Here is a 23,671-nt window from a genome sequence, read left to right on the forward strand (position 1 = left end):
GGCCCCCAACCGGCCGCCACCCGGGGCGCGTCGCGTCGCGGCTCAGCAGCGCGTCGCCGTCTCCCGCTCGGGTGCCGTCCGCCGCCCCGGCGCCGGAATCGCGCCGACGCCCGCCCCCGCCGCGAGCCGCCGCCGCACCCCCCGTACCAGCGTCGGCGCGGTGAACGCCGTGCCGTGGACGAAGCGCATCGCCGGTCCGAAGGCACCGGCCGTGACCAGCCCGGCGAGGAACAGCCCGGGGTACGACGACTCGAAGTCGCGGCCGACCGCGGGGGACCCGTCGGGCAGCCGGAGCAGCGAGCCGCGCAGCTCGGCCGTGAGCGGGGTGAGCCGGTCGGCGGTGGCGCGGAAGCCGGTGGCCGCGATGACGTGCTCCGTCTGGAGCGACCAGGCCGGTTCACCGCAGGCTCCGGCGCCCGGCCGGTGGCGGACCACCTCCAGCCGTACCCCGCCCGGCTCCGGGCTGGCCGCCGCGACGCGGTGGCCGAGGTGGACCTCGACGGACGGCTCGACCCGGTCCCGTACCCACCAGGCGCCCGCCGGTCCGAGGGCGGTGGCGGCGATCCGGGCGCGGGTGGCGCCGGGCAGCAGGTGGACGAGGCCGGGTCGCTCGGCGTAGAGCCAGTTGCGCCAGCCGCGGCCGAGGGCGGTGTGCGGGGCGCGGACCGAGCGCCACCAGGGCCGCGGCCGGGGCGGGGGCACGTCGTTCCAGCACAGCCGGTCCGCGCGGGCCAGGATCCGCACCCGGGTGCCCTGCTCGGCGAGGAGCGCCGCCGTCTCCAGCGCGGCCTGCCCCGCGCCGACGACGGTGACGTCCCGGCCGCGCAGCGGGCCCAGGTCGGCGTGGTCGCCGCTGTGCGAGACGAGGTCGGGCGGCAGCCCGCGCAGCGCGGTCGGCACCTCGGCGAAGGGCATCACCCCGACCGCGAGGACGACGGTCCGGGCGGCGACGGCGGAACCGTCGTCGAGGACCGCCTCGAAGCCGCCCGCGCAGGGCGCCAGCCGGGTCACGGCGCGCTCGTCGACGTCGGGGACGGCGTGCCGCGCGAACCACAGGCCGTACTCGGTGAACGTCTCCACCGGGACCGGCTCACCGTGCCGGGCCGTCGTGCCCCGGTCCGCGCAGTAGGCGTCCAGGCGCCAGCGGCGCTCGGGGTCGGAGAGGTTCGACGCCCAGGGCTCCGACTTCAGGAACATGCCGCGGGGCATGTGGTCGCGCCAGGACGCCATCGGGCGGCCCAGCACCTTCAGGGACAGCCCCGCGCTCGCGGCGTGGGCGGCGACGGACAGGCCGTAGGGGCCCGCGCCGACCACCAGCAGGTCGTACATCAGTGGCTGCTCGCTTTCTCGTCGGTGGGCCGGGCCGCGGGGGCGTCCCCCGCGTCGTCGGCCGGGGCGGTGGCCTGCCGGACCACCCGGGGCTGGGTGCGCCCGGTGCCGGTCGGGGCCCGGTGGCGCAGCCGGGTGCGCAGCCGCCGGGAGACGTGCCGGGACCACAGCCCCCACAGCTCCCGGCCGGGGCCCCGGTCGTCGTCGGCGTGCCAGGCCAGCTCACGTCCGGCGGGTGCCGGGCGCAGCGTCGTCAGGGGCGCGTAGTTCTCCACCACGAAGGTCCGCCCGTGCCGCGGCGCCCCGACCGGCAGCGGACGGTGGGTCAGGTCCAGATGCAGGGCGCGTACGACGTCCAGCTCCGCGGTGTCGCTGAACAGCCGGAACTGGGCGCCGGGGCGGGGGTTGAAGTCGAGCAGGTGGTAGCGGCCGGTCCGGCCGCAGCGGCGGAAGTCCAGGTCGAAGACGCCGCGGAAGCCCACCTCGGCGGTGAGGCGCTCGGTGAGCGCCAGTACGTCGAGGTTCGGCGTCCACTCACCGACCGCCGTCAGGCCCGCCTCGCGCGGCCAGGAGCGCAGCTTGCGGCCCGGTCCGCCGCCGCGCACCGAGCCGGAGCGGTCGGCGTAGCCGTGGCAGAACCAGTCGAGTCCGGCGCCGGGCGGCAGGAACTCCTGGAGCAGCAGCCTGCTCCCGGCGTCCGCAGCGCGCCCGTACAGCTCGCGGGCCTGCCGCGGGGAGCGGACCAGGGTGGTGCTGCGCAGCCCGGCGCCGGCGGGCAGCAGCCAGGGGCGGCTCCACTTCGCCACCACCGGCACGCCCAGCCGCCAGGCGGCGTCGGCGGCCTGGCGCGCGCTGTCCGGGACCACGGTGTGCGGGTGCGGCAGGTCGAGTGCCGCGCACAGGGCCGCCAGCTCCGCCTTGTCGGCGAGGCGCTCGGGCAGCGCGGCGGGGATGGTGGGCAGCAGGTAGGAGGGGGCGAGTTCGGGGTGCAGCCGCCCCACCGCGACGGCGCTGGCGTCGTCCATCGGGACCAGCACCGCGGGCCGCGCGATCCGGGCGGCGACCCGGCGCAGCGCCAGGACGATCTCGTCCGGCCCCGCGCCCGGCCGGGGCGGCGCATGCACCTGCCGTACGTAGCGGGAGGCGCGGACCGGACTGTCCGCGCAGTCGGCGACCACGTGCACGTCGAGTCCGGCGCGGCCCAGCGAGCGGGCGGCGCCGAGGGTGCCGTGGTGGAAGGGGTTCCGGTCGATCCGCAGCAGGACGGCGGGGACGCGGGTGTCGAACAGCGACACGGTCGTTCTCCTCGGGTCGGTTCACCCGTGCGGGCGCGCGGAACGCTCCAACGCCGTAGCCGCACTGGCGTACCTCGTAGTGGTGTGACTGGGTGTCAGTGAGTGACGATCACGCGTGCAGGAAGGAGTGGGCATGGCCCCACAGCGACGACGGGCGCGGCCCCGGCGGCTCGCGCTCCTCGCGGCGACGGTCGCCGCGTCGGCCGCGCTGGCGTCGGTCCCCGGTTTCGCCGTGGGCCTGGGGGTGGTGGCGGAAGCCGGTCCCCCCGCGCCAGCGGCGCCCCCGGGGCCACCGGCGCCCTCCGAGCCAGCGGCGCCCTCCGAGCCGCCGGTGCCCCCCGCGCCCGCGGCGGCTCCCGCCTTCGGCGCCTACCTCGACTACGGTCCGCGCGGGGTGGCCCGGATGGCGGAGCTGAGCCGCTGGCTGGGCGGTGCCGAGCTGCGCGTCGGGCACACCTATCTGCCCGGTGACCGCTGGAGCAACATCGAGGGCGCCCCGGCCTTCCTCGACGACTGGGCCCGCTGGCGGAACGGGAAGGACGACCGGATGTTCGTCCTCAACGTGCCCATGCTGGAACGGACCGAGGAGGGCGTCCCCGACGCCGAGGTGCGGCGGCAGCTGCGGCGCGGCGCCGCCGGGCGCTACGACCACCACTTCCGCGCCCTCGCCGAACGGCTGGTCGCGCTGAACGTGCCGGACACGGTGATCGTGCTCGGCTGGGAGATGAACGGCACCACCTACACCCACCGCTGCGGCCCGGACCCGGAGGCGTGGAAGGCGTACTGGAACCGGATCGTCGCCGCCATGCGCGCGGTGCCGGGCCAGCGGTTCCGCTTCGACTTCACCCCGAGCCGCGGCCGGGACGCCGTGCCGTGGACCCGGTGCTACCCGGGTGACGGCGTCGTCGACATCGTCGGCATGGACGCCTACGACCAGCCCGCCGGGCTCTCCTTCGACGAGCAGGTCGACGAGCCCTACGGCCTGAAGGGCCACGTCGAGTTCGCGAGGGCGCACGGCAAGGCCATCTCGTACCCGGAGTGGGGGCTGTTCCGCAACGGCGACAACGCGGAGTACGTGCGGCGCATGATCGCCTGGATGGACGAGCACCGGCCGCTGTACAACACGCTCACCGACTACTGCCCGCACGGCGTCTGGCAGTGCGACGACAACCCCAGGTCGGCGGAGGTGTACCGGGCGGCCCTGTCCGGGCGGGGCGAACAGCAACAGCCCGAGCCGACCCCGACTCCCACTCCGACACCCACCCCCACCCCCACTCCGACGCCCACCCAGCCCGCGGCCGACTGCTCGCCCGTCGACCTGGGGGAGTGGGTGGAGCACTGGCTTGGCGGGAAGGTGTGCCTGCGGCCCGCCTGGTGGTCGCGGCGGGGCTGATCCGGCGCCCGGGCGGCGGGCCCGCTCAGGACCCGCCGTCACCGTCGTGTCCTCCCCGTCGGCGCCACTCGGCCCGGCGGCGCAGCAGTTCCTTGCCGTGGAGCCGGACGGCCACGTCGCAGGCGGTGGCGGCGAGCAGCGGGGCGGTGCGCCGCCGGGCCAGCAGCAGCCGCTGGTTGACGACGGGTTCGGGCCGCCAGTGCCGTTTGTACGGCTCGTCGCCGCGCAGCAGGCTCAGCGTGCCCCGCGCGTGCTCGGCGCAGGCGTCCAGCAGCATCACCGCCACGTCCGCCCGGCTCTCCCGCAGACACGGGTGGGCGCCGTACAGGTAGCCGCCCGTCAGACAGCGCGAGCGCAGCGTCAGGTCGACGGCGACCACGTCGTCCGCGAGCCGGAACTCGGTGACGACCGCGTCGCCGGAGCACACCATCGGCCCCACCGACCGCACCAGGTGCTCACGGAACCGGGTCCGCAGGTGCTCGGGGGTCACCTTGCGGCCCTGCCACTGGAGGCGGTGCAGTTCGAGGAGGCGGCGCAGGGCCTTGTCGACCTCGTCCGGTTCGACGACGTGCCGTTCGACGCCGAGCGCGGCCAGCCTGCGCAGCTTGGCGCGCGCCCGCTGCCGGGCCTTGGCCGACGGCAGCCGGGCGACGAGGTCGGCCATGGGGGCGGCGGGCAGCTCCAGGCAGAGCGCGTCGGGCACCCGGCGCCGCGGTCCCGGCCAGTGGTCGTAGAGGCGTTCGGCGGCACCGCCCGGCCGGACCTCGCGCAGGTCGATCAGCGCGCCGCGGGCGGCCCGGGTGAGGGCCTCGGCGAGCGCGGCGACCGCGTCCGTGCCGTGCGCGTCGTCCAGCAGGACGTCCCCGTAGTCGGAGATCGCCCCGCCGAGGGGTACCAGGGACGGCACCGGAGTGCGGACGAGGGTCAGCGGCGCGGCGGCCACGAGGTCCGCCCCGTCCCGGACGACGACCAGCCGCAGCCGCCCGTGGCGGCCGTACGACAGCCACCAGGAGTGCAGCCAGGCGTGGCTCTGGAACGGCGTCGCGGCACCGCAACTCCCGTACAGCCGGTCCCAGTCGGGGGCCAGGGCGGCGAAGGTGTCCTCGTCGGTGAGGAGTTCCGTCGTGTACGTCACAGCTGTCCGTGGGCGTCGGCGGCCAGCGCCGGTCCGGGCACGGCGGCCGGGTGCCCGGTGCCGTCGGCGGCGCGGCGGGGCCGCACCAGCAGGGCCAGCCCGCCGAGCAGCCCGCCCGCGCTGGCCCCGACCAGCCCGGTCAGCCCCGGGGAGGCGGAGGACGGCTCGGTCGGCTCCACCGCGCGGGCGAACTGCCGGAGTTCGACGCGGGTGTCGTCGGCGCTGTCGTCGGCGTGCCGGGTGAGGGCGCGGGCGACCGCGTTGGCCATGTCGGCGGCGAGGTCGGGGCGGGCGGAGCTGGCGGTGACGGCGACCATCGGCGCGTCCGGCGAGGTCGCCGTGCGCACACTGTCCTTGAGGGTGCCGACCGGCACGCCCGCCCACACCTGGGCGTCCCCGAGCACCGCGAGCTGGGTGGCGACCCGGCCGTACGCCTGGGCGAGGCCGAGCGCGGCGGACGGGTCGGACTTGCCGTCCGGTAGGGCGACGACGTAGCTGGTCGCCGAGTACTCGGGGGTGCGCAGGGCGCCGTACGCGCCGCCGAGCAGGGCGCCGGTGAGGGTCCCGGCCACCAGCAGTGACCAGGGCGGCAGTCTCCGGGCGCGGGCCAGGGCGGCGCGGGCCGGGTGACGGCGCGCTCCGATGGGGTTCTCGGTCATGAGGGGCTGACTCCCTGGGGGGACGGTTGCGGGGTTTCCTGCGGCGCGGCGGGGAGGCGCACTTGTTCCGCGGGCACGCGCACCGGTTCCGCGGGCGCGCCCGCCTGTTCCGGGGGACGGGGCACCGGTTCGGCGGACAGGCCCGCCTGTTTCGTGGGGACGCCCGCCGCGTCCGCGGACACGCCCGCCTGTTTCGTGGGGACGCCCGCCGCGTCCGGGAACACGCCCGCCTGTTTCGCGGAGATGCCTGCCTGTTCCGCGCGGGAGCGCACCGCTTCCGTCGGGACGCGCACCGGCCCCGCCGCCGGGCCGATGACGTGCGCCGCCGGGCCGACGACCTGCGTGGCCGGAACGCGCACCGGTTGCTGCCCCGGCTCCAGCCCCAGCGTGGTCCGGTACACGTCGAGGAGGCGGGCCGCGCTGCGGGTGATGCCGTAGTGGTGGGCGGCGTCGGGGGCGGTGCGGGGGCGCGGGCCCGCCGCGCGGACCTCGGCGAGGGCGTGCGCGAAGGTGTCCGGGCCCGCGTCCCCGGCGACCCGGCGGGCCCCGGGCGCGGCCCGCGCGGGGAGGTCCTCGACGGCCGGGCAGGAGGCGTACCGCACCGGCAGCCCCGAGGCCAGCGCCTCCACCACCGCGAGCCCGAACGCCTCCTCCGGGCAGGGCGACGCCAGCACGTCCATCGCGGCCAGCAGCGACGGCAGGTCGGGGCCGGGTGAGCCGTCCGGCACGCTCGGGCGCTCGCCGGTGAACAGCACCCGGTCGGCGACGCCCGCCTCGTGGGCGGTGCGGCGCAGCACGTTCTCCTCGGGACCGCCGCCGACCAGCAGCAGCCAGTGGTCGGCGGGCAGCCGGGCCAGGGCGCGCACCAGGACGCCGAAGCGCTTGGCGGCGGTGAGCCGTCCGACGCCGCCGACGACGTACGCCGTGTCGGGCAGGCCGAGCCGCTGCCGGGTGCGCAGCCGGGCCCACGGGTCGAAGCGGAAGCGGTCCAGGTCGACGCCGTTGGGCACCACCGCGATCCGGGGCGCGGGCACGCCCCACCGCTTGAGCCGGTCCGCGACCGTGGGGGAGACGGCGACGGTGGTCCGGCCGAGCCGCTCACCGGCGAGGTACAGCGCCCGCACCCCGGCCGTCAGCGGGCGGCCCTCCATCTGGGAGTCCCCGAGGGAGTGCTCGGTCGCCACGATCGCCCGCACCCCGGCGATCCGGGCGGCGACACGGCCGTACAGGCAGGCCCGGTAGAGGTGGGTGTGGACGAGGTCGTAGCCGCCGTCCCGGATGACCCGCACCAGCCGGGGCAGCGCGCCGAGGTCGCGGTTGCCGGTCATGCCCAGGTGGACCACCCGCACGCCGTCGGCTTCGAGTCCGGCGGCGACCGGTCCCGGGTGGGTGAGCGTGACGACGTCGCAGTCGACGGGCAGGTGCCGCAGCAGCAGCCGCAGTTGCTGCTCGGCGCCGCCGACGCCGAGCCCGGTGATGACGTGCAGCGCCTTCACCGCGCCGCCTCCGCTCCGGTCACGGGCCGTCTGCGCAGCCGGTGCAGCTTGTACTTCAGCAGCAGCCGTACGGCGGTGTCCCGCTGCCCGACGTGCAGCCGGGGCAGGGCGTGCGGGCCGGTGAGGGGGCCGGGGTCGATGGCGCAGGCGTAGGCGTACCCGGCGGCGCGCACGGCGTCGACGGTACGGCGGTCGAGGGTGCCGTACGGGTAGCAGAACCCGGCGACCGGAGCGCCCGTCAGCTCCGCGAGCGCCGCCCGGCTGTCGGCGACCTCGGCGCGCAGCAGGGCGTCGTCGGCCTTCGTCAGGTCCACGTGGGTCAGCCCGTGGGAGCCGATCTCGACGCCCCGCGCCGCGGCGTGCCGGATGCCGTCGGCGGTCAGCAGCGGCTTGCGCGGGCCCAGCGGGTCCCAGGCGTTGTCGCCGCCGAGGCGGCCGGGCAGCACGAACAGGGTCGCGCCGCAGCCGTGCCGGTCAAGGAGCGGCAGCGCGTGGGTGACGAAGTCGGCGTACCCGTCGTCGAAGGTCAGCCCCACCAGGTCGCCGCCCTCCCCCCGCGCGCGGGCCGCCAGCAGCTCCGCCACGGACACCCCGCGCAGCCCGCGCCGCCGCAGCCAGCCGAGCTGGGCGTCGAGCCGGTCCGGGGCGACGGTGACGCCGTAGGGGTCGTCGGTGGGGTCGCCGACGGAGTGGTACATCGCCACCCACGGCACCGGGCCGGGCGCCGGAGCCGGGCGGCTGCGGCGGCGGACGTCAACGGGAACGGACATACGGAAGCCTCCGGATCACGGAACGCAGGGAACTCACGGCGAGCGCGCAGCCCGGGTCGCCCAGGGCCCGGCCGAGCGGCACGTAGACGACGGCGACGGTCACGGCACCGGCGGCCAGCCCCAGCACCGCGGGGCCGGGCCAGCTGGCCGCGCAGGCGCCCGCCGCCGTCGCGGCCACCGCCGCCCCCACCGGCCTGCCCAGCCTGGCCAGCACCGCCCGGCGGTCCAGCGGTACGACGCCCGGTGGGCCGTCGGGGCGGGCACCGGCCAGCAGCAGCGCGGCGGTGACGGTGATCCCGGCCGCGTTGGCGGCGGCGATCCCGGCGGTGCCCCAGGGGCGGACCGCCCAGCCGCCGAGCCAGGCCGTGGCGGCGATGCCGACGGCCATCGCGGCCAGCGGGTACCAGGTGGGGCGGCCCGCGCCGAAGTAGCAGCGGACCAGCGCGCCGACCAGGGTCTGGCCGAGCAGCCCGAGGGCGTACACCCGCATCACGGACGCCGTCGCCGCCGTGTCGCGGGCGGTGAACGCGCCCCGCTGGAACAGCACCTCGATGATCTGCGGGGCGCAGGCGACGACGACCGAGGCGCCCGCGAGCACCACGCACGCCGCCAGCGCCAGGTCCCGCTGCACCCGCTCCCGGGCCCGCCCGGTATCGCCCTCCGCCAGCGCCCGCGCGACCACCGGGAAGGTGACCGTGCACAGCATCAGCGACAGCGTCATGGGGAGCTGCGCCACCTTCTGCGCGTAGTTCAGGTGCGAGATCGCCCCGGCGTGCAGGTGCGAGGCGAGGAACCGCTCGATGAGCACCTGCGACTGACGGCACAGCGCGAACAGCAGCACGGTGCCGACGAGGGCCAGCCCGACCCGGGTGGGCGCGGCGGCGGACTCGGGCCCCGCCACGACGACGTCCGCGCCCTCCCGCAGCCGCCGCCACAGCACCGGCAGTTGCACCGCCACCATCAGACAGCCGCCCACCGCCACGCCGACCGCCGCCGACCGCACGCCCCAGCGCCCGCCGAGCAGCAGCATCGCCGTGATGACGGCGGTGTTGTACGCCACGTAGATGCCCGCCGGGGCGAGGAACCTGCGGTGCGCGCGCAGGGCGGCGCTGGAGTATCCGGCGAGCCCGAAGCTGAGCAGGCAGGTCGCGGTCAGACGGGTGCAGTCGACGGCCAGGGCACGGTCGGACAGGCCGGGGGCGAGCGCGGCGACCAGGTGGGGCGCGGCGGCGATCGCCAGCGCGGCGACCGCGACCAGGGCGAGCGCGAGCCGCGGCAGGGTGCCCACGACCAGCGCGCGCACCGGGTCCCCGGCGGCGCCCCGGGCCCGCTGGGCGAGGGCCAGGCTGAACGCCGGGACCAGTGCGAAGGCCAGCCCGTCCTCGATCAGCAGCGTCGCCGCGAACTCCGGCACCGTCCACGCCACCAGGAACGCGTCCGTGTCGGCCCCGGCCCCGAACAGCCGCGCCAGCGCCTGGTCCCGCAGCAGCCCGAGCACGGCCCCGGCGACGGAGAGCCCGGCGGTGAGGAAGGCGGCCCTGGCGAGGAAGCCACGGGAGTCCCGCGAGGGCGCCACGTCGGTCGCGTCGGTCGCGTCGGCCACGTCCGCCACATCGGCATCGTCGACCCCGTTGGCCACGTCCGCCACGTCAGCCACGTCGGTCACGTCGGTCACGTCGGTCACGTCGGTCACGTCGGGCACGTCGGGCACGTCGGGCACGTCAGCCACGTCGGGCACGTCGGGCACGTCGGGCACGTCAGGCACGTCAGGCACGTCAGCCACGTCAGGCGCGCCAGGCACGTCAGCCATGTCAGGCGCGCCAGGCACGTCGGCCACCTCAGGCGCGCCAGGCACGTCAGGCACGTCAGGCACGTCAGCCACGTCAGGCGCGCCAGGCACGTCGGCCACCTCAGGCGCGCCAGGCACGTCCGCCACGTCAGGCGCGTCGGGTGCCTCCTGGGCGGTTGCCCCTCGCCCCACCCCCGCCGTCACCGCGCCCCCACCTCCGCCACCGCGCGCCCGCCCCCGAGGGCGACCGTCCCGCCCGTGTCCTGCGGCTCCCGTCCGCCGACCAGCGCCCACCACGCGGCGACCCCGAAGGTCACCGCCGTCAGCACGGTCGAGGGCCCGCCGATGTCGGCGTAGGCGAAGTCGGTGAGCTGCCAGGTCAGGAGTCCGCAGGCGAGGAGGGCGCAGTCGAGGCCGGACGCCGAGCGGCGGGCCCGCACCAGCCCCCGCACGGCGCACACCAGCAGCGCGAGCCAGCTGCCCGCGAGGGTGAGCAGGCCGATCAGCCCCTGCTCGCTCAGCACCAGCAGGTACATGTTGTGCGGGGACAGCAGCGGCTGGCGCCGGAAGCCCGCGCCCGCGCCCTCCGTGTCGCTGGCCGAGGACAGCGCCAGGGAGGCGTGCGCGTCCCGGTACTCGGGGAACCCCTTCAACCCGACGCCGGTCAGCGGCCGTTCCCCCCACATCCCGGTCGCCGCCGCCCACAGGGCGTACCGGTCGGTCACCGACTGGTCGGGCGCGTCGGCGACCCGCGAGATGCTCGCGATCCGCTCCTCGAGCAGCGCCGTACCGACCCCGAACCCGCCCACCAGCAGCACCCCCGCCGCGACGGCCACCGCGCCCACCGCCAGCGCCCGCCGCGCCCCGGCGAGCACGAGTTGCGCCGCGCACGTCACCGCCGTGGCGATCCACGCGCCCCGGCTGAAGGACAGCGCCAGCGGCACCAGCAGCGCGACCGCGCACCCGGCGGCCACCACCCGCTGCCGTACCGGCGCCCGCCCCAGCGCGAGAGCCAGCGCGCAGACCAGCCCCACGGACACCGCACCGGCCATCCCCATCACGTCCTGTGGCCCGAACGTGCCCACGGCCCGCACCGGCTGCCCCTGGTACGAGGCTCCGGTCCCGGTCAGGTACTGGTGCACGCCGACCGCCCCCTGCCACCCCGCCAGACCGACGAACGCCCAGCCCAGCACCCGTACGTCACGCCGGTCCCGGATCAGCAGCAGCACCGCCGCCGGGACCAGCACGAAGACCTGCGCGTAGCGGGCGAGCCCGGTGAGCGCCGACTCCGTGGACGCCGCGCCCGCCGCCGCCAGCGCCAGCCCCGCCACCGGCAGCCCGAACAGCGCGGCCGCCGTACGGGACAGGGGCCGCCGCCGCTGCCGTAGCAGCCGTACGACGCACCAGCCGACGAGCAGCGCGGACGCGGCGTCGGCCGGGGTCGGACCGCCGTCGGGTGGGTGCGGGAGCGCCAGCAGGGCGACCACGGCCACCACGGGCAGGACCGGCACGGCGAGGCTCATCCGCGCTCAGCTCCCCGTGGGCCGGAGCAGCGCGGCGGCGGTGCGCAGCAGGAGGCACACGTCCTGCCAGAGCGACCAGTTGTCGATGTAGGCGTTGTCGAAGCGGGCCCGGTCCTCGATCGAGGTGTCCCCGCGCAGCCCGTGCACCTGCGCCAGGCCGGTGATCCCGGTCGGCATCCGGTGGCGGGCCGCGTAGCCGGGGTGGGTCTGGCTGAACCGCTCGACGAAGTAGGGGCGTTCGGGGCGCGGCCCGACCAGGCTCATGTCGCCGCGGAAGACGTTCCACAGCTGGAGCAGCTCGTCCAGCGAGGTGCGCCGCAGGAAGCGGCAGAACCAGGGCATGTCCCGCTGGTCGGCCACGCTCCACCGGGTCGCCGACTCGTGCGCGTCGGCCGGGCGGTGGGTACGGAACTTCAGCAGCGTGAAGGGCCTGCCGTCCTCACCGATCCGCTCCTGCCGGAAGACCACGCCGGGCCCGCCGGTCAGCCGCAGCACCGCCGCGCACGCCAGCAGCAGCGGCGCGCACACCAGCAGCAGCACCCCGGACACGGTGACGTCCAGCGTCCGCTTGCCGGGGCCGCCGTGCCGGCCGGGCGTCAGCACCAGCCGTCGGCAGGCGAACCCGGCGAGCCGCTCGGGCGCGCGGTACGACGGCGAGTCGGCGTCCAGCTCCCAGACCGCGCACCCCGACTCGGCGAGCCCCCGCAGCAGCGCGGCCCGCTCGGACCGTACGGCGGGGTGTACGGCCAGCACGTCCCGCACCCCGTTCTGGATGAGCGCCCGCTGTACCTCGTCGTCGGTGGTCAGCACGGGCAACGGGTCGGAACCCTCGGAGGCGTGGTCGGCGGCCACGATCCCCACCGGCCGCACCCCGCATGCCGGGTGGCGCAGTACCGCGGCGGCCACCCGGCGCGCGGTCGCCGCCGGTCCGACGACGAGCGCGGCGCGCGGGTGCCGCAGCAGCGCGGTACGCCGCCGCCGGTGCACCAGGGCCCGCCCGGCGCAGTCCGCCGCGGTGTGCAGCAGCAGGCCGGTGAGCAGGGCGCGGGCGGACAGCAGGTGCTGGGGGATGTACGCCGCCACCAGCGCGGCGAGCGCCAGCCACAGCACCGCGATCCGTCCGCACAGCGCGGGCAGTTCGTCCAGCACGCCCTCGGTGCGGCGCGGCGGCCGGTGCGGACGCAGCAGCATCGCCCCGGCCAGCAGCAGCGCCCCGAGCAGGGGCCGCCGCCCGGCCAGCGCGACGGCGCCGGGCAGGGCCGCGCCGAGGTCGACGAGCAGCAGCGGCACCGGGGAGGTGTACGGGGCGGCGGTGGTCCGGGGCACGGGGAACCGGAGAGCCGCCGCCCGCGCCCGGCCACCAGGGGACGGGACGGTACCCGCCGCAGGACTCGCGGCCGTGCCCGCCGCAGTGCTTTCCGCAGTCACGAGTGGATCGACTCCCTGAACTCGTCCCGGTGGTGGCCGGTCTGTGGGGGACACGCCGTCGACCGTCGCTCCGCGAGCACCTCGCGGTACACCCGGGCGACCGCCTCGGCCGTGTGCCGTACGTCGTGCGCGGCGCGGACGTGGCGGTGTCCCGCCGCGCCGAGCGCCGCCCGCAGGGCCGGGTCGCCGAGCAGCGCGGTGAGCGCGCGGGCCAGCGCCGCCGGGTCGGCCGCCGGGACCAGGCAGTGCGCGACGGCCGGGGGCGGGAGGCTCTCCCGGGCGCCGCCGACGTCGGTCACCACCACCGGCCGCCCACACGCCATCGCCTCCAGCGGCGCCAGCGCCATGCCCTCCCAGCGGGACGGCAGCACGACCAGGTCGGCGGCCCGGTACCAGGGCACGGGATCGGTGACGGCCCCGGGGAACAGCACCGACTCCGGCGCCCGGGCGCGCAGCCGGTCCCGGTCCGGCCCGTCGCCGACGAGCACGAGCCGCGCCCCCGGCACCCGCCGTACGACGTCGTCCCACGCCGTCAGCAGCACGTCCTGTCCCTTCTGCGGGCAGAGCCGCCCCACGCACACCACCAGCGGCGCCCCCGCGTCCAGCGCCGGGACGAGCCGGGCCCGCGGGGCGTCGGCGGGCGCGGGCCGGAAACGCTCACCGTCGACGCCGTTCGGTACGACGGCCCAGGCGGCCCGGATCCCGGCACGCACCCCCGTCGCGCGCTCCGCCTCGCTGACACACACCACCCGGTGCGCCCAACGCGCCCCGAACCGCTCCCAGCGGACGGCCAGCGCGGCGGTCGCCCCGCCGACGGCCTCGAACGACCAGGCGTGCGGCTGGAACACCGTGGGCACCCGCCCGCGCACCGCCAGCCGCCCCGCGAGACCGGCCTTGGCGCTGTGCGCGTGCAGCAGGTCAGGACGCGCCCCGTCCACGATCCGGGCGACCCGCCGCACCTCACCGGCCAGCGCCGCCCCCGGCGCCCGCGTCGCCGCCCAGCACCACACGTCGGCGCCCAACCGCCGTGCCGTCGCGGCGAGTTCACCGTCCGGGCAGCCGACCGCCACCCGCCATCCGGCGGCGAGCTGGGCCCGCGTCAGCGCGGTGACGACTTCGGCGACCCCGCCGTGGGCGGGCTGGGCGAGGTGCAGGACCCGCGACGGAGGGTCGGTGGCTGGCTGGTGCATACGCGGGCCTTCTCGTTCGCGGAGGGTGCTCGGGACGGGCGGGGGAGGCGCCGTCAGTCGCGGGCGTCGACGGCGGTGAACAGCACCCCGGCCCAGGCCGACTCGCGCCGGGCGACGAGCCGCGACCCCGACTGGTCACCCCGGCGCCGGGGCGCGGCCCCGAGGTCGTACACGTCGGAGTCGTAGCCGAGCGTGTGCGCGTACGACGGGACGCGCGCGCCCGCGGCCCCGCTGATGGTCGAGTTCAGCACGTCGTCCCGGGGGTTGGCCGCGTCCGACAGGGCCGCGCCGGAGACGGTGAGGGAGTCGCCGGTGCGGCCGCGGTCGCCGTTGTAGGCGACGAGACCGGCGTAGCCGGCGGAGCCCTCCGGCAGCCGCGGGCCGGGCAGCCGGAGCCCGCGCCGCCCGTCCAGCGACGCGAAGCCGTCCCAGACCGACAGCCGCCGCAGCGGCTCCGCCGCCCTCTCGTACGCCGCCACCAGCGTCCAGCCGCCCCACGCCCCGGCCGCCGACCTGCCCATCGCCACGTTCACCTGGGCCACCGTGTAGAGCCCGGCACCGCTGTCCCGCACCAGGTCGGTGACGTCGGCGGACGCCTGGAAGGCGTCGGCGCCGTGCGCCACCCGGTGCCCCACGACGGTGTCCGCGAGGACCTCCTTGTAGGCGCCGCCCGGCTCGGCCACCAGCACCCGCCCGTTGTCCACGGGCGGCTTCTGCTCCCCGACGCGCAGGTTGCCGCCCCAGTACAGCCGCGCGTACGTGACCCGGGCGCCCGCGGGCAGCCGGACCTCCGCGCGGGAGGAGTTGTAGGTGTTCGGATCGCGGTCGACGTCGACGTAGAACATGTCGAAGTCCCCGTTGGCGGCCACCGCGCCGCGTCGCGCGGACGCGCACCCGGGCGCCGTCGTACGGCAGCTGACGGAGGTGTTGGCGGCGCGGACGATGCCGCCGTGCTGGGTGGCGCGGTAGCGCTCGGTGAAGGGCAGCCGCTCCGCCTCGGCGGCGGAGGCCGGGGCCGTGGCGGAGGTCCAGAAGGTGGCGAGGGCGAGGACGCCGACCGTCGCACGGCGCAGCAGCGGACCCGGGGAATTGCGCATGACCGGCAGTGCCCTTTCGGAAAACGACAGTGCGATTGACTGGCTATAGGGGTGCGTCGGACGGTCGGCAACTCTAGCTGCTATCCGGATTAATACGGCGAAAGCGGGCAAGTGTGTCGAAGCGGTGAAGGTCGGGCATGGCCTGAGATCACTCCTTTGGCGGCACAACTCCCGTGATTCCCAGGCGTTGACACAACGCCGGGCATCCCGCCCGGATGTTTGTGTCAATCCCAAGGAGCACCTCTCCATGTCGCGTATCGCGAAGGGCCTGGCCCTGACCTCCGTCGCCGCCGCCGCTGTGGCCGGCACCGCCGGTGTGGCCACTGCCGACGCTGGCGCCCAGGGCGCCGCCGCCCACTCCCCGGGCGTGCTGTCGGGCAATGTGCTGCAGGTTCCGGTCCACGTGCCGGTCAACGTCTGCGGCAACACCATCGACATCATCGGCCTGCTGAACCCGGCGTTCGGCAACGAGTGCGTCAACGACTGACGTCGAGCCGCGTCTCCCCGACCGGCCGCCCTCCCGCACGGGAGGGCGGCCGGTTCGCTGTTGTGCCCTGTGCCCTGTACCCCTGTGCCCCACTGCCCCTTGTGCCCCGAACGGGTGGCTGCGGTTGCGGGGGGGGGTGACGCCCGATTTCACGGTGGGACGCACCAACCCCGTGCGAATCCGCGCACCCACCGCACCCCGAAGGGAACCCCCATGCGTGGTCTGCCCATACGGCGTCTCGCGTCCACCGCACTGTGTGCCAGCCTCGTCCTCGGCATCGCCGGGCCGTCCGCCCTGGCGGCGGACAGCGAACCGGCCCGGGACCGCGGCACAGCGGCGTCCCGTGCGCCCGTCCCCGGCGCGGACACGCTCCTCGACCAGAGCGGCACCCTCGCCGACCTCGGTGCCGTCCTCACCCCGGCGACCGCCCTGCTCAACGCCGTGGCCAAGGCGGAGGACGGTCAGCTCAGCCCGGACCAGGCGACCAAGCTCGGCGAGGCCGTCAAGGACGCCGTCACCCAGGCCACCGGGACGACGCAGGTGACGCCGTCGGCCCAGACCCTCCCGGCGGAGGTGGAACCGCAGTCCCCGAGCGCGTCGGCACCGGACGCGGCCACGTCCGGGGTCAGCGTGTCGGGCCTGACGGGGCTGGACCTGGACGGCCTGAGCGGTCTGAACGGCCTCAACGGGCTGACGGACCTGTTCGGCTCCACCGCGGACGACCCCGATGACGCGGACGACGCCGATGACCTCGCCGACGCCGCTACGGACGCCGCCGACGCCGCACCCGCGGGCAGCGCCACCGCCACCGCGGACGACGACAAGGCCCCCGCCCCCGACCTCAAGGCCGACTCCCTCGCCGCCGTGCAGACCGCCGTCGACGACCTGCTCGCGGCGGCCACCTCGGGGAGCGCCGAGAAGGCCCGGACCGCGTCCCAGGGGCTCGTGTCGGCCCTGGTCAACCTGATCGCCGCGATCCAGCTGAGCGGCGGACTGCCGCAGCCGACGCTGCAGACGCCCCCGGCCTCCTGAGTCCGGATGATATGAGGATGCGGGCCCGGGGTTTCCGGGCCGGGCGGGGCTCGTTAGGCACGGCGTCAGCTTTCCCTCCGGCGGCCCGGGTCGCCGAAGAAAGGAACACGATGAAGTCCCTGAAGGCCGCCGCTGTCGTCGCCGGGTCCCTGGTCGTCGCCGGAGCCGCCGCGCCCGCGTTCGCCTACGACACCGCCGACCTCACGCCGACCAGCCTCAACGGCGCCGTGAACGCCCTCACCAAGGGCCCCATCGACCCGATGCCGCTCAAGCACCAGTCCAACGCCCTCGACACCGAGAACAAGGACTCCGTGCTGAGCGGCGTCAAGGACACCACCCGCGCGCTGAACTCCAGGAACGGGCTCCTCGGCGGCCTGCCCCTCTCCCGCTGACCCACCGGCACCCCGTCAGCGGCACCCGGCCAGGGCCGGTTCCCACGCTCCGTCCTTCCCCCCCGACGGACCGCGGGAACCGGCCCTCGGCGTCCCTCGATCGGGTGGCGGCCCCCGGCGCGCTCCGCCGCCCGGGTGACAACCCGGCCCCGCCGTCCCGGCCCGTGGATAGGGTCCCGCGGGTGACCACAACTCCCCCCGAAACCCGCCCTTTCCCCACCTCCGACCTCGGCACGCTCGTCATGATGGCGTGGAGCGGCGAGGCCGCCGACGGCAAGGACATGCCCTACCTCCTCGCCTGCACCCTCGGCGACGCCCCCGAGGGGCCCGAGGCCGCGAGCGCCGCCGTCGGGAAGATGCTCACCGACGCCGGACTGCCCGTCGGCGGTGAACTGGTCGACGGCCACCTGAAGCCGAGCCTGCCGGTCAGCCTGCTCGTCGTCGCCGGTCAGGCCGTCGTCACCATGCCGCGGCTGAACGCCCAGTGCACGGTCGGCGAGGAGTGGCTGGCCGCGGTCGCCGGACGCGGCTACGCCTGCCTGATCTTCACCACCCGCCCGTGGCCCGGCGAGGCGCCCGGCACCACCGTCGCCCGCGAGGAGTTCACCGAGTTCGCGACCGCCGACGCCACCCTGGAGGCCGCCGCCCGCGTCGTCCTCCCGGCCCGCAGCCTGCGCGGCTGACACCGCGAGCCGGGTCGGCTGCCCGCCGTATGACTGCCGTACTACTGCGGCAGGCGGGGGAAACCCGTGTTCGTGCTGTTTCCCGGCTCGTTACTGGTACGCACGCACAGCCTCCCGACACCGGAAAGGGACCGCACCCCCATGAAGTCCACCACCCGAGGAACCCTCGCCGCCGCGCTCACCTGTGTGGCCGCCGCGACGGCCGGTGCCGCGAGCGCGTTCCCCGCCGCGGCGGTCACCGCGGTGCCCGTCCCCGTCCCACTCGGCGGTGCCGAGAAGTCGCTCAACGTCGAACTGCCCGAGATCAGCGGCCAGTTGCCGGTGCCCGTGCCGGGCGAGCCGGAGGGCCCGCGCTATGTCGAGGGCCGTCTCCTGCCGGACCGCGCCGTGCCGCAGCTGCCGGTCCACGCCGGAGTGCCCGGCGCTGACGTACGGGCGCCGCTGCCGCACGTCCTCGGCACCGAGTTCGACCACCTCGCCGTCCACGCCCCCGCCTCCGACCTGCGCACCCTCGCGCCCGGTCTGACCGTGGACGCCCCGGTCACCGCGCCCGACGCGGACCGCTACGGCCTGCCCGGCACCAAGCTGCCCGAGGCGGGCGTGGTCACGCCGATGCTCCAGACCGTGCCCACGGCGAGCGTCGTCACGGGACCGGGACTGTAGGGACGTACCCGCCCCGCGGCGGACCGGACGAGGAGGCAGGAATGGGCCGACCGCCCGACGACGACCCCGGGCCGCCGCACGGCGGGCGACGGGGCCTGGTGCGCGGGCTGGCCGCCTCGGCCGCCGCCGTGGCGCTGGCCCCCCTCGTCGCCGCCTCCCGGCCCCGACCGCCCGGCCCCGACCCCGCCGACCTCGCCTTCGACGAGACCTACCGGGGCCGCCGTATCCACGGCGCACCGCTCCCCGCCGCCCAGCAGACGGCCGCCGCCGGACGTCGGCTGGGCGGCGGCGCCTGGCGGGTCACCGTCGACGGCCGGCCCCTGCACCTGATGCGCCGCGCCGACGGCGGCTGGCTGAGCGTGGTCGACCACTACGCCTCGTACGACACCCCGCTGGCGGCGGCCCGCGCGGCCGTCGACGCGCTGGGCCCGGGACAGCGGCTGCGCGCGCCGGGAGGAGGCCACCATGGTCTACGTCCGTAAGAGCGTGAGCGCCCTGACCGCCGCCGAGAAGCGGCGCTTCGTGACGGCGCTGCTGGAGCTGAAACGCCGCGGCGAGTACGACGACTACGTGCGCACGCACATCGAGTTCTACGTCGCCGACGGCGAGGCCGGACTGCGGACGGCCCACATGACGCCGTCCTTCCTGCCCTGGCACCGCAGGTTCCTGCTGGAGCTGGAGCGGTCGCTGCGACGGATCGACCCGTCGGTGACGGTGCCGTACTGGGACTGGACACGGCAGCGCACCCCCGCCGCGAGCCCCTGGACGGACGACCTCCTCGGCGGCACCGGACGGCCCTCGGACCTGCGGGTGACGACCGGGCCGTTCGCCCACGCGGAGGGCGACTGGCCGCTGCGGGAGAACGTCACCGACGCCGACTTCCTCACCCGGGACCTCGGCCGCCCCCGCGACCCGATCGACCTGCCCACGGCCGCCGAGCTGGAGTGGGCCATGAAGGACCCCGCCTACGACAGCGCGCCCTGGGACTCCACGGCCGGGCAGGGCTTCCGCAACAAGCTGGAGGGGTGGGGCGGCGGCCGGGGCAAGGGGGCCTGGCGCAACCACAACCGGGTGCACCGCTGGGTCGGCGGCGTCATGGTCGGCGGGGCGTCCGTCAACGACCCCGTCTTCTGGCTGCACCACGCCTTCGTCGACCTGCTGTGGTCCCGCTGGCAGCGACGCCACCGCGACCACCGCTACCTTCCGGCCACCCCGCCAGGACCGGGCCACGCCCAGCACGGACGGATCGTCGCGCGGCACGAACGGCTGCCGCCGTGGGACGTGACACCGGACGAACTGGAGGACCACACCCGGATCTACCGGTACGTGTGAAGTGGCACCTGGCGGACGACGGCGGGTGATCCGGTGGCCGACACGCGGGAGCCCCGGCGCTCGGGGAGGGGAAGCCGGGGCTCTCGCGGGGGTGGGACGGGCGGGAGTCAGCCGCCGTAGCCGCCGTCGCCGTGGTGGCCGCCGCCGTGCTTGCCGTGGTGGCCGCTCTCGTTGACGCACGCGTTGCCGAACGCCGGGTTGAGCAAGCCGATGACGTCGATGGTGTTCCCGCACAGGTTGATCGGGATGTGCAGCGGAACCTGGACGACGTTGCCCGACAGGACACCCGGCGAGTGGGCGGCCACGGCCTCGCCGCCCGCGTCCGCCATGGACAGACCGGCCCCGCCGAGGACCATGGCGCTCGTGCCGAGAGCGACACCGGTCGCCTTCGCGATGCGAGACATCACGTTCTCCTTATGAATCGGTGAGCGCGACGGCAGGACGAGCCGCCGCACTTCCCGTTCAACGCGGCGGGTCTGGCCGGGTCACGGCGATTCCCTCCGGATCACCCTTTTTGAACAGGGAATTCAGCGTGGTGGGGGCGGGGCCGACAACAGACGGTGTGACGCGGGGTATGCCGATCGACGGATTTGGCGTACCGAATCGCGGGGAAGTACCAGCCATGCTGGACAACTCGCGGTCGGCGCACGCCGTGCTCGTCGGCGTGGAACGCTACGCGGGTGGCCCCGACTGGCGCCTGGACGGCCCGGTGCGCGATGCCCTCGGTCATGCGCGGCGGCTGCTGGACGCCGGGCTGCCCGCGGAGCGGATCACCCTGCTGCTGTCCCCGCTGCCGCACCACGAGCGGGCGGCGGCCGGCCTCGGCCTGAAGTACCGCCCGGCGACCCGGGACGCCGTCCACGAGGTGCTCTTCCGTGAACTGCCCCGGTCGGACGGCGAGTCGCTGCTGCTGGCGTGGTCCGGGCACGGCCTCCTCGACAGCGGCGGACGGCGCCGCCTGCTCTACGCCGACGCGGTCGCCGAGGACCTGCGCGGCCTGGACCTGGACGCCGCGCTGGCCGCCTGGCGCTCCGACCTGGTGCCGTCCTACCCACGGCAGCTGTGGCTGCTGGACACCTGCCAGGTCTTCGGCGACCCGCGCACCGAACGGGCGGCACTGCCCCCCGACCCGGTCCCGACGGGCCGACTGCGTGAACGCCCCGGCCAGTACGCGTTCTTCGCCGCCGCCCCCGGCCAGGCGGCGCGCGGCACCGGCACCGGCGAGTACGGCGTGTTCACGTCCCGCGTCCTGCGCCTGCTGGACGAGCGGGGCGGCGGGGGGCACGCCTGGCTGAGCGATCCCGGGGGACTCGCCACGGCGCTGCGGGACGCGGTCGGCGAGGGCGGGGCGTGGGACGCCGGGCCGCAGACACCGACGTACTTCTGGCACACGGGACCGGACGGCCAGCAGGAGCGCTGGCACCGGCCCCGCGCTACCGTCGCCGACGGCTCCGCCCGGCCCACCCGCGAGCAGCGGCGGCGACTGGTCGGGCTGCTGGAGCGGATACCGGCGATGACCAGCCCCGGCGACCGGGCACGCCTGATCAGGCAGCTGCCGCCCGCCGTCGCGGTGAGCGTGCCGCAGTCCGACGTCACCCGGTTCGCGCTCCTCGACCTCGTCGACACGTGCGGGGAGTTCCCCGGCGGCCTTGACGAGTTGTGCGCCGCGTTGGAGACGGTGGACGCGGGCACGGCGGCCTTCGCCGAGTTCGCGGACGCGGTGCGGGAGGTGACGGGGATGGGGTGACTGACGGAAGAATCCTGGTATGGCCTGCTCAGGGGGGCGGTGACGAGCCATCGGCTCGAAAGGATGTCTGAGACACGGGCTTCCTGCGCCTGCGTGACGCGGCGATGATGGACATCAGTTGGGTCGGCGTCGGCGGCATCGGCCCGGATGCTGGGAGGGCAACGGCACCATGGAACACGCCGACAGCATGGTTGAGTCGGACCTACTTGATCTCGGGGGAGTGACGCTTGATCAGCTACGCGCGATTAGGGACCGGGAGCGCGCCGAAAGCAAGCGGCGGTTGCTCCGGAAACTCGAACAGCCGGATGTCAACTTCGGCGGCGATGAGAGCTGATCGACGACTCGCGGGGCCGGGGTGCCCCAGCAGGTGATCCGCTACGGGCTGAGCGTCGCGGACTTCGACTCCGTGATCGCTGGCGGCGGCACGGCGAGCACCCTGCGGCGGATCCGGGAGGGTGAGCGAAGCCACCGGCTGCTCCAGTTCGACCTCCTCATCGATCTGCTGCACGAGCGCCCCGCGGCAGTGGGCCCGCTGCCCCCCGCGGACACCGCCTGGCACCTGCTGCTCGACGCGGAGCGACGGGACCGGACCGGGGTCGGCGAACTGCTGCTGGCACCCGAGACCGGCCTGTGGCTCGCGGCGACCCTGCGCAGACTGGGCGGGTCCGCGAGCGGCGAGGCGCCCCTGTGGGCGGACGCCGGACAGTTCCACGCCCTGGCGGTGGCCGCCGCCGTAAGGGCCGGGCTGGACTTCACCCTGACGGTCCCCGCCCGCCACGGCACCGTGTGGCTGCCGTCGCTGGGCCGCGCCGTGACGCCGGACACCGTCCGGCCCTGGGGCACGGCCCGCGTCACCTGTGTCCAGGGCGAACTGACGGTCAGGATCGGTGGTCGGACCATACGGGTGCCCCCGCCGTACGACGGCGAGACCGCCCACTGGCAGCCCGCGCGCGGCATCGCCGTGACGGTCCAGGGCATGTCCGCCACCGTGCTCCTCGACGACCTCGGCACCCACCGCATCGATCCGGCCGCGACCGGCAGGCCCCCACCACGGCTGCCCGAGCCGGAGGCACGCGCCTGGGAGACCCTGCTGCGGGACGCGCTGGCCCTGATCGAGGAGACGGACCCGCAGTCCGCCACCGACGCGGCGGTGCTGCTGCGCGGCATCGAACCGCTGCCGACCCCGGCCACCGCCCGCCCCGTGAGCGCCACCTCCGGCGACGCAGTGGGCCGGTTCGCCTCGACCGTGCCACCGGACGCCGTGCAACTCGCCGCCGTCCTGGCGCACGAGATACAGCACAGCAAGCTGGGCGCGCTGATGCACCTGTACTCCCTGTACGAGCCGGGCGACACCAGCCTCTGCTACGCCCCCTGGCGCGACGATCCCCGGCCCATCCGCGGCCTCCTCCAGGGCGTCTACGCCTTCACCGGGGTCGCCCGCTTCTGGCGGGGCCGGGCGCTGCACCCGGACACCGGAGGCGCCGAGGCCGACGCGGCGCACTTCGAGTACGGACTGTGGCGGCGGCAACTGCTGCGCGTCTTACCGGAACTGCGTACCCACGCGGGCCTCACCGGCCTGGGCAGGCGCACGGTCCAGCGGCTCAGCGAGACGGTCCTCGGCTGGGGTCGACCGGACCGTACCAGGGGCGCGTACGCCATGGCGGAGGACGCCGCCGACCAGCACGCCGCCGAGTGGCGGCTGTACCACGCCGTGCCGGACCGGGCGGTGGTGGATGCGCTGACGCGGTCCTGGCCCCGGCGCCTCGATCCGCCGTCGCGGACGGCCCCGGCGCGGGTGTTGCCCAGCCCCCGGGTGCCCCGGCTGGACACGCTGGCCAGCCTCTACCGGGTCCGGCTGCGCGACGAACGGGCACTGGAGCGGGCCGGTGACGGTCCCGGAGAACTCGCGGCGCTGGTGCCGGGAGCCCGGGTGACGGAGCTGCTGCACGCGCTCGGGGACAGCGAGGGCGCGGCGAAGCTCGCCGCGACGGCTCTCCAGACGCGCGAGCCGGATGCCGATTGGCTGTGGGCCGATCTGCTCCTGGCCCTGCGCGCCACCGGCCACGAGGCGGCCGGGCCGGTCCTTGAGCGCCCGGAGCTGGCACGGGCGGTCTACCAGGAGCTGGCGCGGGCCGAGGGGAACGCGCCGGACCCCGTGGCCTTCGTCGGATGGCTGAACGACCAGCTGGGACGCCTGGACACGAGCGTTCCCGGCGGCCCTGACTGAGGCC

22 protein-coding genes and 1 pseudogene are annotated in these 23,671 nt (G+C 76.1%); 11 read left to right on the top strand and 12 right to left on the bottom strand.

Annotation, left to right across the window (positions count from 1 at the left end; translation table 11 throughout):
• Window positions 1-42 precede the first annotated feature (42 nt).
• Both ABZ659_RS04135 and ABZ659_RS04140 read right to left on the bottom strand, forming a co-directional pair.
• Entirely contained in the window at window positions 43-1,329 is a 1,287-nt protein-coding gene (locus tag ABZ659_RS04135) for an FAD-dependent oxidoreductase (RefSeq protein WP_360213171.1), read from the bottom strand.
• Window positions 1,329-2,624, bottom strand: a complete 1,296-nt coding sequence (locus tag ABZ659_RS04140; RefSeq protein WP_360213174.1) for an ATP-grasp domain-containing protein — start codon at window positions 2,622-2,624, stop codon at window positions 1,329-1,331. Before ABZ659_RS04140 ends, ABZ659_RS04135 begins: the two co-directional genes overlap by 1 nt.
• A gap of 133 nt (window positions 2,625-2,757) precedes the next feature.
• Between ABZ659_RS04140 and ABZ659_RS04145 the strand changes: the two genes are divergently transcribed.
• Window positions 2,758-4,017 carry a glycosyl hydrolase gene (locus tag ABZ659_RS04145; protein WP_360213176.1) on the top strand — a complete coding sequence of 420 codons (1,260 nt, stop codon included), beginning with the start codon at window positions 2,758-2,760 and terminating at the stop codon, window positions 4,015-4,017.
• Window positions 4,018-4,042: 25 nt separating this feature from the next.
• Here ABZ659_RS04145 and ABZ659_RS04150 read toward each other — a convergent pair whose 3' ends face one another.
• The 9 genes and pseudogenes from ABZ659_RS04150 to ABZ659_RS04190 all read right to left on the bottom strand — a co-directional run bounded on the left by ABZ659_RS04150 (window position 4,043) and on the right by ABZ659_RS04190 (window position 15,104).
• On the bottom strand, window positions 4,043-5,152 hold the full coding sequence (locus ABZ659_RS04150) for a GNAT family N-acetyltransferase (protein ID WP_360213178.1): 1,110 nt from the start codon (window positions 5,150-5,152) through the stop codon (window positions 4,043-4,045).
• Window positions 5,149-5,811 (bottom strand): lipopolysaccharide biosynthesis protein, encoded by a 663-nt coding sequence (locus ABZ659_RS04155; protein ID WP_360213180.1) that lies wholly within the window; start codon window positions 5,809-5,811, stop codon window positions 5,149-5,151. The genes ABZ659_RS04150 and ABZ659_RS04155 overlap by 4 nt, the downstream gene beginning before the upstream one ends.
• A 395-nt stretch (window positions 5,812-6,206) precedes the next feature.
• Window positions 6,207-7,307 (bottom strand): annotated as a pseudogene (locus ABZ659_RS04160) (glycosyltransferase); the annotation flags it as partial.
• Window positions 7,304-8,005, bottom strand: a complete 702-nt coding sequence (locus ABZ659_RS04165) for a polysaccharide deacetylase family protein (RefSeq protein ID WP_360213404.1) — start codon at window positions 8,003-8,005, stop codon at window positions 7,304-7,306. The gene ABZ659_RS04165 and the pseudogene ABZ659_RS04160, both read right to left, overlap by 4 nt.
• Window positions 8,006-8,060: 55 nt before the next feature.
• A complete protein-coding gene (locus tag ABZ659_RS04170) occupies window positions 8,061-9,689 on the bottom strand; it encodes a lipid II flippase MurJ (protein ID WP_360213406.1) in 1,629 nt (542 codons plus the stop codon).
• 377 nt (window positions 9,690-10,066) lie between these two features.
• On the bottom strand, window positions 10,067-11,389 hold the full coding sequence (locus ABZ659_RS04175; RefSeq protein ID WP_360213182.1) for an O-antigen ligase family protein: 1,323 nt from the start codon (window positions 11,387-11,389) through the stop codon (window positions 10,067-10,069).
• 6 nt (window positions 11,390-11,395) lie between these two features.
• Window positions 11,396-12,715 carry an exopolysaccharide biosynthesis polyprenyl glycosylphosphotransferase gene (locus tag ABZ659_RS04180; protein ID WP_360213184.1) on the bottom strand — a complete coding sequence of 440 codons (1,320 nt, stop codon included), beginning with the start codon at window positions 12,713-12,715 and terminating at the stop codon, window positions 11,396-11,398.
• 98 nt (window positions 12,716-12,813) lie between these two features.
• Window positions 12,814-14,007 (bottom strand): glycosyltransferase, encoded by a 1,194-nt coding sequence (locus tag ABZ659_RS04185; RefSeq protein ID WP_360213186.1) that lies wholly within the window; start codon window positions 14,005-14,007, stop codon window positions 12,814-12,816.
• Window positions 14,008-14,060: 53 nt separating this feature from the next.
• Window positions 14,061-15,104, bottom strand: coding sequence for a DUF3344 domain-containing protein (locus ABZ659_RS04190; protein ID WP_360213188.1), 1,044 nt, complete (start codon window positions 15,102-15,104; stop codon window positions 14,061-14,063).
• A 247-nt stretch (window positions 15,105-15,351) separates the two neighbouring features.
• On the opposite strand from ABZ659_RS04190, the gene chpG reads away from it, so the two are divergent.
• The 7 genes from chpG to ABZ659_RS04225 all read left to right on the top strand — a co-directional run bounded on the left by chpG (window position 15,352) and on the right by ABZ659_RS04225 (window position 19,693).
• The gene (chpG, locus tag ABZ659_RS04195; RefSeq protein ID WP_360213190.1) at window positions 15,352-15,591 is read left to right on the top strand and encodes a chaplin ChpG; all 240 of its coding nucleotides are present in this window, start codon (window positions 15,352-15,354) and stop codon (window positions 15,589-15,591) included.
• A gap of 213 nt (window positions 15,592-15,804) precedes the next feature.
• Window positions 15,805-16,623, top strand: a complete 819-nt coding sequence (locus tag ABZ659_RS04200; protein WP_360213192.1) for a hypothetical protein — start codon at window positions 15,805-15,807, stop codon at window positions 16,621-16,623.
• A gap of 110 nt (window positions 16,624-16,733) precedes the next feature.
• On the top strand, window positions 16,734-17,015 hold the full coding sequence (locus ABZ659_RS04205; RefSeq protein WP_360213194.1) for a hypothetical protein: 282 nt from the start codon (window positions 16,734-16,736) through the stop codon (window positions 17,013-17,015).
• A 182-nt stretch (window positions 17,016-17,197) separates the two neighbouring features.
• Entirely contained in the window at window positions 17,198-17,698 is a 501-nt protein-coding gene (locus tag ABZ659_RS04210) for a DUF5949 family protein (RefSeq protein ID WP_360213196.1), read from the top strand.
• A 141-nt stretch (window positions 17,699-17,839) separates the two neighbouring features.
• Window positions 17,840-18,361, top strand: coding sequence for a hypothetical protein (locus tag ABZ659_RS04215; RefSeq protein ID WP_360213198.1), 522 nt, complete (start codon window positions 17,840-17,842; stop codon window positions 18,359-18,361).
• A 41-nt stretch (window positions 18,362-18,402) separates the two neighbouring features.
• Window positions 18,403-18,843: a tyrosinase family oxidase copper chaperone gene (locus tag ABZ659_RS04220; protein WP_360213200.1), complete on the top strand. Its 441-nt coding sequence runs from the start codon at window positions 18,403-18,405 to the stop codon at window positions 18,841-18,843.
• Entirely contained in the window at window positions 18,827-19,693 is an 867-nt protein-coding gene (locus tag ABZ659_RS04225; RefSeq protein WP_360213202.1) for a tyrosinase family protein, read from the top strand. Before ABZ659_RS04220 ends, ABZ659_RS04225 begins: the two co-directional genes overlap by 17 nt.
• Window positions 19,694-19,800: 107 nt before the next feature.
• Here the strand turns inward: ABZ659_RS04225 and ABZ659_RS04230 are convergent, their stop codons facing one another.
• Window positions 19,801-20,097: a chaplin gene (locus tag ABZ659_RS04230; RefSeq protein ID WP_360213204.1), complete on the bottom strand. Its 297-nt coding sequence runs from the start codon at window positions 20,095-20,097 to the stop codon at window positions 19,801-19,803.
• Window positions 20,098-20,315: 218 nt separating this feature from the next.
• Here ABZ659_RS04230 and ABZ659_RS04235 point away from each other — a divergent pair, with 218 nt between their 5' ends.
• The 3 genes from ABZ659_RS04235 (at window position 20,316) to ABZ659_RS04245 (ending at window position 23,667) form a co-directional block, all read left to right on the top strand.
• Window positions 20,316-21,440, top strand: coding sequence for a hypothetical protein (locus ABZ659_RS04235; RefSeq protein ID WP_360213206.1), 1,125 nt, complete (start codon window positions 20,316-20,318; stop codon window positions 21,438-21,440).
• A 169-nt stretch (window positions 21,441-21,609) separates the two neighbouring features.
• Window positions 21,610-21,774 carry a hypothetical protein gene (locus ABZ659_RS04240; protein ID WP_360213208.1) on the top strand — a complete coding sequence of 55 codons (165 nt, stop codon included), beginning with the start codon at window positions 21,610-21,612 and terminating at the stop codon, window positions 21,772-21,774.
• 21 nt (window positions 21,775-21,795) lie between these two features.
• Window positions 21,796-23,667, top strand: a complete 1,872-nt coding sequence (locus ABZ659_RS04245) for an HEXXH motif domain-containing protein (RefSeq protein ID WP_360213210.1) — start codon at window positions 21,796-21,798, stop codon at window positions 23,665-23,667.
• Window positions 23,668-23,671: the final 4 nt, after the last annotated feature.

Source organism: Streptomyces sp. NPDC006997 (assembly GCF_040635175.1).
Classification (GTDB): Bacteria; Actinomycetota; Actinomycetes; order Streptomycetales; family Streptomycetaceae; genus Streptomyces.